The following is a 14,418-nucleotide window of genomic DNA, read 5'->3' on the forward strand; positions in this document are numbered from 1 at the left end:
GTGTTTTTGTCCTTTGAAGTCGTACTACCAAAAAATGAATTCTGCATGCCGTGCAGCACGCCCAACACATTACAACAAGAAAGAAAATTAAACCTCATCGATAAACCGAGCCAGAATCCGATCCTTGTCGAGAAAATCATGGGCATATGCTGTAGCAATCAGGTTAGGCAAGGGCATAGTCAGGCAACCCTCAATCCCCCTAAGCAATGCCTCGACAGACTCGGGCTCTACCCGTTCTGCAATGCCTGGATGGTCCAGACACAACAAGCCCAGACTGGTCTCAGGGTCTGCGGTTATTACTGCATTGCCGCCTACTGCAAGGATGTTGGTCAGTTTTGATGGCAGTACCGCATCTGCAGCCCCGCGTTTCTGAATGACCAAATGGCAATCGGCGCTGGCGAGCAGCGCGGGCAAGTCCTCATAGGGTTGCAAAGGTGCAAAGACCACATTCGACAGTTGCTTCGATGCTGCCAACGCTTGCAATCGGGCCTTACCTGCGCCTTCGCCAACGATCAGGAACACAAGCTCTGCCAGGCCCTTAAGGCGATCCGCAGCTTCGATTACACTTTCCAGCCCCTGCTTTTCGCCTATGTTACCGGAGTAAAGCAGCACCTTCTTGGCTGGATCAATGCCCAGCCGCGCAAGCAATGCATCATTACGCGCAACATTGGCAAACCGTGCGGTTTCAGACCAGTTCGGAAAAAAACGCAACTGCTCAACGCTGACACCTTTGCTTTGGGCGCGCCGCAGCATGGCCGCAGAAATGCTTGAAACACGGTCAAATGCACGCAAAATGAGCCGTTCTGCGCCATAAGCAATACGTTTTAACACGCCGCTGTTGGCAATCCCCAGACCAAACAATGCATCGACTTCAAAATCCTGAATGTGCAGAACGGACTTAGCGCCCGTCAGCTTAGCCAGCAGGAGCGTCTGAGGTGCACAAAATAGCGTCGGGACCACCAAAATGACCAGCTCTGGCTTCCACCTCAGCTGTGCCAGCATTGCCAACGAAGATGAGATAGAAAAACTTGCCAGGTGCAACAAGCGCGTTAGTGCCGCCGGTTTAGCCGGCACATAGAGCGGGCACCGGTAAATACTGACGCCCTCCTCTTGAGTACATTTGAAACGCCAGGACGAAAACGCAGGCCATACTTTCCAATCCGGATAGTACGGTGGTGCGGTAACAACCCGCACCTCATGGCCTTGCTCAGCAAGCCAGCGGGCCATTTCTCCGCTGTATTTACCGATTCCAGTCAGCTCTGGGCTGTAATTGATGCCATAAAGCAGAATTTTCATCAGTGAGCCCGAGCGTTTTGCACATTGTCGACGTACCACTGATAGGCACTCTGCAAGCCTTGTTCAAGGCCAATACTGGCTGTCCAGCCCAACGCGGCCAAACGCGAAACGTCCATCAGCTTGCGCGGAGCACCGTCAGGCTTCGTCGCATCGAACCTCAGCTCGCCCTGAAATCCGGTTACTTTGGCAACCGTGTTCGCCAACTCAGCAATCGTGCAATCGACGCCCGTACCAACGTTGATGTGAGAAAGCATTGGCTGTGTGTGTGCCTGATGTAGCTGGGGCTCGAGCTCCATGACATGCACGCAGGCAGCAGCCATATCGTCGACATGCAGAAATTCGCGCATTGGCTTGCCACTGCCCCAGATCACAACCTCGGTATCACCTCGCTGAGTAGCCTCGTGGAAGCGACGCAGTAACGCTGGAATAACATGGCTGTTTTCAGGGTGATAATTATCGTGCGGGCCATAGAGGTTAGTTGGCATCACACTACGATAATCGCGGCCATGTTGACGGTTGTAGCTTTCACAGAGCTTGATACCAGCAATTTTGGCCAATGCATAAGGCTCGTTCGTTGGTTCAAGCACACCTGTCAGCAACGCAGCCTCCGTCATAGGCTGCACTGCCAGCTTTGGATAGATGCAGGAAGAACCGAGAAATAGCAGCCTTTGAACACCACTCAGGTGGGCAGCCTGAATGATGTTGGCCTCAAGCATCAGGTTGTCAAAAATAAAATCGGCCGGATAGGTGTTATTCGCATGAATACCACCCACTTTGGCTGCGGCAAGATAAACCTGGTCAATGGCATGAGTTTGGAAAAATTGCCGAACCGCCGCCTGGTCGAGCAAATCCAACTCCTCCCGCGTTGCGGTGAGGATGTTCGAGTAGCCAAGCGTCTTGAGCCTGCGAACGATGGCTGAGCCAACCATTCCACGATGGCCGGCCACAAAAATCGACTGTTCCAGATTACGGGCCACAATCAGTTCTCCACAGATACAGGCAAGTCATGGCCGTGGGACTTCAGAAGCGCATGGCGCTGAGCTGCTTTCAAGTCCTCGCGCACCATCTCTTCGCACATTTGCTGTACGGTAATTTCCGGTACCCAACCCAATTTTTCTTTAGCCTTGGTTGGATCGCCCAACAAGGTTTCCACCTCTGCAGGTCGGAAATAACGTGCATCCACACGCACAACGACATCACCTACCTTCAGTGCCGGTGCCTTGTCACCTTCAATGTGTTCTACAATCGCATGTTCTTCGATGCCTTTACCTTCAAAGCGCAGTGTAAGACCAAGCTCAGCAGCCGACCACCGCACGAACTCACGCACCGAATATTGTACGCCGGTTGCAATCACGAAGTCTTCAGGTTGTTCTTGCTGCAACATCATCCATTGCATGCGGACGTAGTCCTTGGCATGACCCCAGTCACGTAGGGCATCCATATTACCGAGGAACAAACACTTTTCCAGGCCTTGGGCGATGTTAGCCAAGGCGCGTGTAATCTTACGTGTTACGAATGTTTCACCACGACGTGGCGACTCATGGTTGAACAAAATGCCGTTGCAGGCATACATACCGTAAGCTTCACGATAGTTTACTGTAATCCAGTAGGCATAAAGTTTGGCCACCGCATAAGGGGAGCGAGGGTAGAACGGTGTCGTTTCCTTTTGAGGAATCTCTTGCACCAGTCCATAGAGCTCAGACGTCGACGCTTGATAGAAACGTGTTTTTTTCTCCAGGCCCAACAAACGGATAGCTTCAAGAATACGCAGTGTGCCCATGGCATCAACGTCTGCGGTGTACTCCGGGGACTCAAAACTCACTGCAACATGGGACTGTGCCCCCAAGTTGTACACCTCATCAGGCTGTACTTCCTGAATAATACGGGTGAGGTTAGAAGAGTCACTCAAATCGCCATAGTGCAAAACAAAATTACGATTATCTACGTGCGGGTCCTGGTAGATATGGTCAACACGCTGAGTATTAAAAGACGAAGCACGGCGCTTAATACCGTGTACTTCATAGCCTTTCTCCAAGAGAAACTCTGCCAAGTAGGAACCATCTTGACCAGTAACACCCGTAATTAACGCAACTTTTTTTGACGACATTATTCCACCTTCCTCTTTGCAGGAGTTCCGAAGTACACGCCTGCCTCCTTAATGCTTTTAAACACTGAGCTTCTAGCGCCAACAATACTATTGGAAACAATTTCCACACCCGGTGCGACAAAAACGTCTGTAGCCAACCAGCAGGAGTCGCCTATCCTTATAGGTATCAACGTCAGATCGAAACTGGACTTGGTATAGTCATGCGCTCCAGCAGACAGATAGCAACGCTGAGAAATAACTGTATTTGATCCAATCACTATAGTGTCTAAGCTATAGAGCGAGGCGTCGTCTCCAATCCAACTATAATCACCTATATAAAGCTTCCATGGGTAGACCACTTTGACAGAGGGACGAATTAACACCCCCCTACCTATGTGCGCGCCAAATGCACGCAAAAGAAAACGTCTAAACCCATACATCGGCTGTGGCGACCAAGCGAATACGGTTGCTTGGCAGAGCCACCACAGAAGAACAACCAAGTGGGAACGGCCACGATAATGGTTAGGTGACGAAAAGGAAGACAAGTCAAAATCAACCTTTTTTGACTCACTCATAAAATGCTCCGTAATTGTTCAAGCGAATAGACCACCTTAAACTGATTCCCCTCTGAGTCAAAAGCACAAACTTGGTCATGCTGAGCAACAAAAACTCCTTTTACACCGAGAGAGCTATAGTCCAGCACGAGAGAAGAATACCGGGAAACGACTACATCAATGTTCAAATGCCGCTCCTTTAGAAAGACCTGCAGCCCTGGAAACCTCCAAGTTATCGTACGTAAGATTTTCTTAGGTGTAGCTGGATGTAGGTAAAGAGCAATGTAAGCCGCCGGCTTAAGATTTTGCAAATATTGGATATTTAAAAAATCTTCTTCATAGCAGTCATTTTGCAGCGCATATGCAATTTTCTCACTCTTATTACAGTCAAGCAACATTGCATTCGGTTTAAAAGTTGATTCTGCAAAAATTATTTTAACAGCAGGATTAGCATTCATATCGGAAAGAAAATATTTTTTCGACTGAACGTACCGCAAAACATAAGAATCTGAGAAAAAACGCCTTAGCATTTTCCCGGCCAGAAACTTTTCATACAACCCATGCTGATAGAGTCGCACGAATGCCAAAGCACCCTGCTCCCGCACAAGCGAAATCAAACCTGTGTACACATCAAAATGGCCGGCAGACTCTACATGAACAACATTTAAAAGCGCTGCATGAGCCAGGTTTAGTTCTAGATATCTAAAATAACCGAAGCCAACCATTTTTTTAAAATCGTTAGCACACACACCATAACTATCACACGAAGCTTTCAGAGCCTCACAAGCTTTATTGTAAGAACACAATGAAAGCAAAGCTATTTTAAATAACTGGACCCTGCCAATGAGCTGATAAACACTAAAAAATGAGGATCGAAAAAAAAGATGTGGGCCAACCCTAAAAGTTGGCAAACCAGATACATTATAGGAACTAAGCCGCGGATCTAATACAATAAAAATTTTCTTCTCGCAGACCCTACGACGAAACAAAGAGGAGAACATACCCAACGCAAGAAATAAATTATATACTACGACATAACAAAACTCGAAAACACAAGAGCCACGTTCATTCACCAAAACTGACATACCAGTGAGTCTAGGAGACCACCGGTGGTTACGCCGCTGACAATTAATCTTTACCGCATATTCATTAAAAAAAATACTAAATAACTGAGATTTTGATAGCATAACTAGCAAACACCTTTTCGAAAGCGCAAAACAAAAATATAAAAAAAGAAAAATATCACGACCAGTAATGCTCTCAACGAATAATAATAATTCAAAAACACATCAAGGCTTTTTGTCATGACAAGTCCTGCCAGAACCAAGCAAAGCGCTCCGTACAAAACAAGCAATAATACGGGTGAAAAAAACCTAACCGTCAATGTTCTAAAAGAAAGAAAAATTATATTGAAGAACACAACAAAAAAAACTGTAAATGAAGAAAACCCAATCGTCTTACCGTATAAAAAAAACTCAACATAGCCAAACAAAGCAGCAGCAGTGACAGAAATAAAGGCAGATAAAAACAGGACAACGGATAGAACCTTGAAAAAAACAATCAAATCAAAATCAACCTTTTGATTCACAAGAAGACTTAACAAGCCTGCCCCCGTAACAAGCGCCACTGGATTACAAAAGAAATTGACAACGGACATAAGCATTGCAAAGTCTGCATAATCAGCAGATGAATAAAAATATCCTATACCAGTAAAATCACCACGTTGCGAAAAACTTATAAAAATGTACGCAATGCAAAAAACCATTAACGCTTTTGAATTCAAACCGGAGGTTACTAAACTAGCACCACGCTCATATGCCGCTGTGATCCTAGAAAGCCTAAAAGAGTAGCACACCTCCGAGGCACTCAAACACAGACAGAAAAATGCGACCACCCAATAAGACTCAACCCAAACAATCATGAACAGCGAAAAATATGGGAAAATCCTATAAACGATATAATAATAGTTCTCCAGATAATCAAGCTTATTAAAGACAAGCTTAAGATTTAAAGCATTCCTACCTGAAAAAACAAAAAACGGAAACAACAAAAAAGAAAATAAAACATCAACCCCGAAAAACGGCAAGCAAAAGCAGATAATCGAGCCAAAATTATTCAAATACAACAAACGAGAAATTAGAGGAGTATTAACCTCACCACCACTGGAATTTTTAGCATAAAAATCTGGAAATGCGCCAATGAGCAGATACAGAAGGGCCTCAAACGTAAATACCAGAAATGTCACTTGAGAAAACGTGTCTACGTACTCACGAGCAAGCCAAGGAAAAACCAATAATTGCCTAACGACAGAAAATAATATCACTGCACCGGCAAACTGAATCATTTTCCTAAAAAAAAGAGCTTTCATTATGCGCCCCGCGTTTCCATTCCAAGCATCTCTCTTCTCTTGAGCGCATACCCCGCTCCTAGGTAAAACCAGGCGAAATATAGCGATATGTCTGGAATTAGAAACCCCATTACCGCCCAAAAAAACAAATAAGCCGCGACAAAACCATTCCAAATAAATAGAAATGATGCTGTAAGCAAAAGCGTGCCAATAGTACCCACTGAAATCAGCAAATTAAAAAATAACGTAGTAGGACGGTCAGAACCGAAAGCAAAGCCAAACCAAGGAGATTTTGAAATATTTTCTAAAGGCAATACTACACCGTAATACAATCGCTCATCCAACGAAGCGCTTTTCTGTGCAAAAAGCTCACTAAGAAGATCGAAATTCATCAATGAAAACATGACAACAACTGGAATTAGAAAAAATACTCCACAACCGACCAAGATCAACTTAGTTCTTTTACCAGCCCCCAAGAATACAAAAAGGCTCAGCAGCGCGACACCAATGTAAAAAGATCCTGACAAAGAGAAAAGCCCAACAACTAGAGCTAATAAAACTCTTCGACTTTTGAAAACAGCAACACCTTCAAGCAAATAAGCAACAAACACGCTTAGCGCAATATAAAAACCATAAACAGAGGGCTCAGTAAATGTGGCGTTTATTCTTTTTACACCCGCCAACTCATGGTATGCAAGGCGATTATATTCGGCTGCAGAAAAATTATAAAAAACATTTATATAAAACTGATAAAAATCGGAATAATAGCAAGCGACCTGGAGTATACCCACTACGCTAACAATAAAAATAGACCACTTCAGCGCGTTAACAAAGCGCTCACTGGTCATCCAGTTCCCAATATGAGCCCCCATAAAAAAAACCAGCAACGAAAACACCACATACAAAAACTGCGTGAAATTTGTCGAGGTGAGGCCATCTTTAAATGCAAGTTTATCCCACCAGTTCACCCTCTGTTCAGCGTTGATTTCCCAAACAAAAATTGGTTCAAAATTGACTAAATTTTTAATAATCGACAACAAGAAAGGAAGAATAAAAATCAAAACAAATATCAGAGATCGCCCATCGACCCTCTTTAATACCGAAAGAGCGAACAATGGGAAAACAAAAACGAAAAATAACTCTGGTGCTTTCAAATAGAACCCTCCTAAGGAAAGTTCTAATAAAGAAACCGTGCAAAAAGACATAGACAACACAAACAACGGATATGCACTGCGAAGCCCATGCCGCAAACTGAATAGCAACACGCAACTTGTCGCCAAAAGATGCCAATAATTTATCATAAAAAAGCGCTCATTACTGGCACCCTAAAGCGACGCAAAAAATTTATAAAAAACCTCTTCCGGGGGTCATAACCCCTTGAAGAAAGTCCAATGCCAACCAAAAACCCTCACCGCCGTTTTTATGCCCCTGCCAAACTTCAGGAATAAACTGAACACCTGGGTTCTTTTCTGCAAGCAATTTAGACAGCGCAGTAAAATCAACATCACCCTTACCAATCTCAATGCCTTCACCGTCAACGCCTTTGGCATCAACAATATGCATGTGGACATTGTATGGAGCTATGATTTCTACGAACTTCATGAGATCCCAACCATAGTAATTGCAGGACATCATTGAGTGAGAAACGTCCAAGCAAATCTTAATCTCAGGATTTTCTTCACAGAATGCTCTTATTTCCTCAGCGCAGACAAACAGATTATGGTAGCTCTGACCGCCAAAATGCCACGGATAAGGAGGCATGGTCTGCACAGCGATCTGAACACCGCTCAAGTCCATACAGTTGAACGCATCAGCAATCTTCTTATACATTGCCGGCTTCAGCGCTGGATCAATAAACCCTTTATTATCCCAACCACCCGCATTAACTACAATTACCGGCCGATCAGTTTTCGGGAAAATCTTCTTTAGTTCACGGGTAATGCCAACCACTCGCTCGAGTTCTCGAATTGAGTGCTGGCGATATTCCTCATCATCGGCGCATAGATCAAGAATATGGTCACCGGCAAACAGCTCAGGGCTATGTACTGCAAAGCCAATCGGCTCCTGGCCATCGAAGAAATCGCTCAGGTTCACTTCAAGGTCTTTGTAAGACAAGTGAAACTCGACAAAATCGAGGTTAGAGTCCGTCACGATTTTGCGATAATCGTGGTATCGAACTGGTACACCAAACGGGCGATCAAATTTATAATCCGCGCGTTTCTGCACTACGCCATTAATATCTGAGTCGTAAAAGAAACCACCGGCATCAATATCACGGTTGGCAACCTTGCCGACCAGTTCATCAATACGGTTTGGTTGAATACCTTGGCCAGGGCTCTTGATAGCCACCATTGACCGCGTGATGATAGCGCCCTGCTTGATGGGCGCATTTGCAACTAAGCTCTTCGCCAAGTTTTCCCGGTTCATGAGTTCGCCTTGTGTAATTTCTCTTGGCAACTCGTCTGATCCCAGCCCCTCTTCGACATTGCGAATCTGCCGTACCATCTCAGCAAACTCATCAGGCAGAAGACTGACTTTATGGTCAGTTCCCTCCAACCCCTGATCAACCGTCAAATGTTTTTCAATAACACAAGCACCTAATGCAATAGATGCGATAGGAACGCATATTCCACGCTCATGCCCAGAGTACCCAACGAGTTTTCCGGTAATTTTCTTCAACCGACTCAGGTACTTCAGATTTACGTCTTTGTACGGTGTCGGGTACGTAGAGTTGCAATGCAACAGTACATAATCCGCACCGAGGCGATCTAGAAACGCAACGGTACTTTTAATTTCACTTTCACTGGACATGCCAGTTGAGCACAAAAATGGTTTGCCCGTTTTAGCAATTGCTTCCAGCAACTCGTAGTTGGTGAAGTCCGCCGAGGCTACCTTGTAAGCAGGCATGCCATAGGCTTCCAGTGCTGCCAGTGAGTCATGGTCCCACGGTGTGCACAGTGGAAGTACATTCTTTTCTTTACAGTAATCAAAAACCTCATAGAGCGCTTCGTTACTCAACTGGAATTTCTCCAGCAGATCCATCGTATACTGTGCCCCCAAATCCACCGAGGCATCGTTGCTGTTACCTTCATTCTTGTAAAGCTGTTTGACGTTACGCATTTGGAATTTTGCGCAGTCCACGCCTGAAGCAACAGCGTGATCAACCAGTTGCTTAGCCAGTTTAATATCGCCTTGATGGTTGTTCCCTATCTCGGCAATGATAAAAGACGGCGACTTCTCGGAGATTTCACGAGAACCAATATAGAAGCCTTCAGACTTCTGAAATGCCAACTGCACCAGATGGCCTGCCTCATCAACAACTGGCAGGCAATCAACACCGCTGTGAAACAAAGAATTATAGGTGCTCTTCTCTTCACCTAGCACAACACGCTTGCATGCGGTGTTCATGATGCTATGTGCCGGCACGTTAAGGTCAATTTCAGTATTGTTGGTCAACCAGCGACGAACGTCTCCGTCAGAAATACTACCCATTAGGACTGCATGTTCTGAAACAACAAATGCAATTCTAGACTTGTTTTCATTAATTTTTTTTAAAACATCAACTAGGGAATCCTCAGAAAAGACAATATATTTCTGAGTGCTTTTTGTAATATACATATTTAATTCCCTTCCAACGCGGACATGATGCTTCCGCAAACGTTAAAATCTACCAAGGAGTCAATTTCATAGGACTCCTCTTCTGGTGTTATGTACATGCCGACCTTGCCACAAAGCCGGTTGCGCGTGCTAACCAGGTCATCCCAGCGGGTAATATAAAATGACCCTGTTTCCATGTATCTTCTATCAGACTCAGGAATATCCTGCCGACGAGGACGTTTCATGAAATCGTATGATGCTTCAGGCGCAGATGGATTTTTCCAGAAAAAACGATGGGACGGCGTAACCGTCAACAAGCTATTGAAATGCTCCGCTTCAAAAAACCGGATGGCATCGTCGAAACGCCCCGCTGCTCGAATGGGCGATGTTGCCTGCACCAGCAAAAAATTATCAAACTTCTCACCACGGGCACTTAGCCACTCGCAATAGTGCAGCATTGCGCTTTCAGTTGTAGCAGTATCACCCGAGATGTCAGCAGGCCTCATGTATGGCACTTCGGCACCGTACTGACGAGCACAGGCGGCGATTTCAGGGCAATCGGTAGACACAACAATCTTGTCAATCAAGCTAGCGCCTTTCGCCTGCTCAATACTCCATGCGAGGAGCGGCTTGCCAGCTATCAATTTGACATTCTTGCCAGGAACCCCTTTAGAGCCGCCACGGGCGGGTATAAATGCAACCGTTGTCATCCGAGATACTCACTAAATCATCATATTCATCAGGATTGGAACGCTGGAGACACTGCCTACCTAGATGCGCGATGCAGAAACCATAATTTAGGCACGCTACCGCCCCAGGATTTTTCGTCTGTTTCCTGAAAACGTTGCCACACCATTTCTAGCTCCAGCCTTCTGGCCAGATGCAACTCAATACGCTGAAACACTCGCCAACGGTAAACTCACCTGCTGCTGGCGGCTCAAAAGGTCAATCAACAACACGACACGCTCTTCTCCATCCATTGCCATGAATATGGCATCAAGCGCTGAAAAACTGCCTTCTATGATCCGAACATTTTCGCCTATTTGGAAATTCGCAAAACTATGACCCCCTGCTTGCTCTTGAAGGCGGGCAACCAGTTCATCCCCAACGGCCAGCGGCCGGCCTCCAAAACTGACAACACGGCTAACACCACGCGTTGAACGCAAAGGTGCCCAAGAAGACTCATCCGCCATTTGAATGAACAGATAGCCAGGGAACAATGACTCAGCCAGTGTATGACGCTTTCCACGGCTAATACGTTCGCGGGTACAGATTGGGCGAGCACAGACATAGCCTTGACGTGCCAAATTTTCTTCTGCCCTTTCGTCCTGGCGCGGCTTGCAATGCACCAGATACCAATTTTTTTGAGGAATCATGCAGTACCGTTTTTAGGCAGTGAATCAACACCGATAAACTCGATCCCGTTCAAGCTGCATACGCTCGTTGGATGATGCTGTATGACATCAAAATAACAGCGTCGCGACAGGCTTCTTCAGGCAAGGCTCAACCAAACCGCCTCAAACCTCTGCGGCATTGGTGGCATTCATCCCTTACCGTGGCACATCTCGACCCATCAAAAAGACATGTCAGCATAACAGAAGCGTGAGCGCGCTTGGACTGCCGGTGGCTACTCTGACCAAGCCCTATTGCCTCACGCCAGCGTCACTTCATCCAAGGCATACCAGAAAACAAAGCTCCGCACCACCAAACCGGTGCGTCTGATCTGAAATCACCACGCTAAGATGCCGCTCATACTCCTAATAATTCAACCATGCGGCGCATTATCGCAACGGGCTATCTGGCTGGATGGCAGCCCCGGTCATTTGAGACAATGCTGCAGGGCTGGAACGGAGTAGGTGCATATGGCGAACCACCAACAAATGGCGGAGGACAGCCATCAAAACGCCTAGCAAGCAACCCACTACCATCCCCAATGCAATGATCAGAGCTTTCTTGGGCTTGACTGGATCGGCTGGCTCGACTGCGAGCCGGTCAACATAAACCAGACTCAATCCACGCATATCGGTGCTGATACTCGACAAGCGCACACGCTCAGCTTTAAGTGGCGCGATATCACTCAAAAACACTTCTTCATTTGTCCGCTGGTTGAGCACCTCAACCTCGCGGTTTGTGTTCAACAACAAGAGTTCCTTGCGAATTTGCGCTACCCGCGGGTCGGCAAAATCGTCAGACGTACGTTGACGCAAAGCTTTACGCTCTGCTTCGAGGGCGTCGGTGCCCATGAAGTACAGGGGGATTTGCTGGTTGTTGACTTCGGTTCGAATGATATTGCTGCCCAACTCACCTTCACTGGCCATGGACGATGGCGTTGACGGCTTTTTCAGGCCGAGCGAACGCGCAATACTGATGGCTTCATCCAATTGGGCGATGCGGTCTTCACGGCGTACTTTTAGCTGCACGCGCAGCGCCTTAAGCTCGTCCTGCAGCTGCGCACGCTTGAGGTTATCGGCTTCTAGCAAGGTCGCAATCTTGCCTTCTTTCGCGGCATCATAGGCAGCACGGGCGGCGTTCAGCTTGGTGTCCACTTCGCTCAAGCGGTTACTGATGATGACCTTCAGGTCGTCAGCGATCTGTTTACGTTCATTTTCAATGGCGTATTGAACAAACCCATTGAGAATTTCATCACCCTCTACCCCTTTGGGGTAGCGCATCTCCAAGCCGATATAGGCGCTCAGCAGGTCGGCCTTTTGGGGGGCTGGCTGTACCAGCTTGAGTGAGTCGCGGTTGAACTCGTCAAACACCTGCTCGGGCGACTGCCCTGGCCTGCCAAACGCGTCAAACAGTTTGGGGTTGGCGCGAAAGTAGCTGAGGCGCGTGTCGTAGGAGTCCAGCGCTGCACCTACTCGCACCAAGGCCTTGCCAGGCGGCAGGGAATAGACCTCGGTACGGTTCAAGGCATCCAGGTCATTGAGGGCTGCAGGGCGCAGCAGCGTGCTCACTTCATATTCAGGTGTGGCCAAAAACGCATATGCGCCAGCAATGGCACCCATGACCAACGCCGTAGCCGCAATCAGCTTTTTTTGCTTCCAGATGGACTGCATCATTGCAAAAAGGTCAATTTCATCATGGGCGACAACGGAAGGTACGCGGGTAATACTGTTCACGCCAAATGCCTGTCTGATTGAGTTGAACTGACTCGCCCAAGACAGGCATAAAACGTCCATCGTCATCGCTGCCGACTACGATTCTCGAACACTCCCTGTCGTCAGACGACGCAAGGCGGCATTGTGACAGCTTCTGTAAAAGCGGACCACCCTTGAAACCCAGTAACGCTAACGACTCTCGTTCAGGTTCCCGCCAATGAGGAGGGCCTCTGCCTGAGCGCTTGCCGGAACAAGTGGCGCATCAAGGCCAACCCCACACCCACCACAACACCTGCAACCAGGCCGAGCAGCACAATCAGTAGCTTCTTGGGTTTTACCGGCTTGTCTGGCAGCTCTACCACACCGTCCTGCCGGTAAGCCGCAACCAACGCAGGGTCGATGCTCAGGTTGCGATAAAACGTCAAGGCAGCCTGTTGCTGGCGAAGATTCTGAATAAACGGGTCATCGGACTGGCGCTTCTGCAGGTTTTCAATTTCTGCCTCCAGTGCCTTGCTGCCACGCATGTAGGTCAGCGAACCTTCCATACCCGAAGATACTTCAGTAGAGAGGTTACCGAAAATGATCGGCGGCTTTTCCAGGCCAATGGACTTTGCAATCAGAAGCGCCTCTTTCAATTGCACGATGTCATCTTCGCGTTGCTTGCGCGAGGTTTCCTGCGCGGTCAGGATTTGCCGCTGCAGGTTGTTGGCCTTCACCGTGGCATCGCTTTTGATGTTCTTGAGCACTTCCTGCTTGGCGCGCTCTCCTGCCAACTGGGCATAGTTCGTCACCCATTCGGCAGCCTGCTGCGGGCTGTAAACGTTCGCGGTAATGGCAAAGCGCGTCGGGGTGTCCTTGGCGGCGACCGCCACAATCAGCAGCTTGTTGAAATCACTGTACAAGAGGTCCTGAGAACTTTTGCGCTCCTGCTCTGTGAGCGTAGGAAGGTAGGCGGTCTGGAAAAAGCTACGGCGCAGCGACTCAGACTGCAGGTGCTTCACGTAGACATCGTAGATATCCTTGACCGTAAGCGTGTCTAGCCCGGTGTCGGGGCCGCGCCCATAGTTGAAGTGTGCGATGTCATTCTGCGTCGGGGGCTGGACGAATACCTTGGCTTCATAAGCAGGCCTTGCCAGAAGCGCATAGGCAAGGGCTGACAGAAAAATCACGGCGGTCGTGACCATAATCAGCATTTTCTGCTGCCATAAGCCTTTGATCAGCTCAATTAGGTCGATGTCATCGGATGCGATCAAGCGTTCGCAGTCTTGGGCCATTTATTCTTTTTTCCTGGATCCACATTGTAAATGAGTTGTGATATCAACTCCTAAAACGTTTAGGGCACTCGCGAGCTGGAAATGACAGGAATATGGCAATAAGCCATGACTTGTAGAACTGCCTTTTACCTTGCTTGTTTCTGACCTTAGCGCTCGGTTT

At 47.4% G+C, this 14,418-nt stretch carries 12 protein-coding genes; all 12 read right to left on the reverse strand.

Annotation, left to right across the window (positions count from 1 at the left end; all coding sequences use genetic code 11):
* Positions 1 to 87: 87 nt before the first annotated feature.
* On the reverse strand, positions 88 to 1,296 hold the full coding sequence (locus DN388_RS00735) for a glycosyltransferase WbuB (protein WP_100634484.1): 1,209 nt from the start codon (positions 1,294 to 1,296) through the stop codon (positions 88 to 90).
* Positions 1,296 to 2,273: a GDP-L-fucose synthase gene (locus tag DN388_RS00740; RefSeq protein WP_254996355.1), complete on the reverse strand. Its 978-nt coding sequence runs from the start codon at positions 2,271 to 2,273 to the stop codon at positions 1,296 to 1,298. The genes DN388_RS00735 and DN388_RS00740 overlap by 1 nt, the downstream gene beginning before the upstream one ends.
* 2 nt (positions 2,274 to 2,275) lie before the next feature.
* Positions 2,276 to 3,403 carry a GDP-mannose 4,6-dehydratase gene (gene gmd / locus DN388_RS00745; RefSeq protein ID WP_100634480.1) on the reverse strand — a complete coding sequence of 376 codons (1,128 nt, stop codon included), beginning with the start codon at positions 3,401 to 3,403 and terminating at the stop codon, positions 2,276 to 2,278.
* Complete coding sequence (locus DN388_RS00750; RefSeq protein WP_100634478.1) at positions 3,403 to 3,957, reverse strand: WcaF family extracellular polysaccharide biosynthesis acetyltransferase; 555 nt, start codon at positions 3,955 to 3,957, stop codon at positions 3,403 to 3,405. Before DN388_RS00750 ends, gmd begins: the two co-directional genes overlap by 1 nt.
* The gene (locus DN388_RS00755; RefSeq protein ID WP_157811461.1) at positions 3,954 to 5,021 is read right to left on the reverse strand and encodes a hypothetical protein; all 1,068 of its coding nucleotides are present in this window, start codon (positions 5,019 to 5,021) and stop codon (positions 3,954 to 3,956) included. Before DN388_RS00755 ends, DN388_RS00750 begins: the two co-directional genes overlap by 4 nt.
* 104 nt (positions 5,022 to 5,125) lie before the next feature.
* Complete coding sequence (locus tag DN388_RS00760; RefSeq protein ID WP_157811460.1) at positions 5,126 to 6,304, reverse strand: hypothetical protein; 1,179 nt, start codon at positions 6,302 to 6,304, stop codon at positions 5,126 to 5,128.
* A complete protein-coding gene (locus tag DN388_RS00765; RefSeq protein WP_157811459.1) occupies positions 6,304 to 7,437 on the reverse strand; it encodes a hypothetical protein in 1,134 nt (377 codons plus the stop codon). The genes DN388_RS00760 and DN388_RS00765 overlap by 1 nt, the downstream gene beginning before the upstream one ends.
* A gap of 190 nt (positions 7,438 to 7,627) precedes the next feature.
* Complete coding sequence (locus tag DN388_RS00770) at positions 7,628 to 9,901, reverse strand: N-acetylneuraminate synthase family protein (protein WP_254996363.1); 2,274 nt, start codon at positions 9,899 to 9,901, stop codon at positions 7,628 to 7,630.
* 2 nt (positions 9,902 to 9,903) lie between these two features.
* The gene (locus DN388_RS00775) at positions 9,904 to 10,590 is read right to left on the reverse strand and encodes an acylneuraminate cytidylyltransferase family protein (RefSeq protein WP_254996365.1); all 687 of its coding nucleotides are present in this window, start codon (positions 10,588 to 10,590) and stop codon (positions 9,904 to 9,906) included.
* A gap of 177 nt (positions 10,591 to 10,767) precedes the next feature.
* Complete coding sequence (gene rfaH / locus DN388_RS00780; protein WP_254996368.1) at positions 10,768 to 11,256, reverse strand: transcription/translation regulatory transformer protein RfaH; 489 nt, start codon at positions 11,254 to 11,256, stop codon at positions 10,768 to 10,770.
* 405 nt (positions 11,257 to 11,661) lie between these two features.
* Positions 11,662 to 13,005 (reverse strand): Wzz/FepE/Etk N-terminal domain-containing protein, encoded by a 1,344-nt coding sequence (locus DN388_RS00785; protein ID WP_254996370.1) that lies wholly within the window; start codon positions 13,003 to 13,005, stop codon positions 11,662 to 11,664.
* Positions 13,006 to 13,187: 182 nt separating this feature from the next.
* Positions 13,188 to 14,258: an LPS O-antigen chain length determinant protein WzzB gene (locus tag DN388_RS00790; protein WP_058541039.1), complete on the reverse strand. Its 1,071-nt coding sequence runs from the start codon at positions 14,256 to 14,258 to the stop codon at positions 13,188 to 13,190.
* Between the last annotated feature and the right edge of the window lie 160 nt (positions 14,259 to 14,418).

Origin of the sequence: Pseudomonas sp. S12(2018) (genome assembly GCF_024355235.1) — a bacterium.
GTDB classification, from domain to species: domain Bacteria; phylum Pseudomonadota; class Gammaproteobacteria; order Pseudomonadales; family Pseudomonadaceae; genus Aquipseudomonas; species Aquipseudomonas palmensis.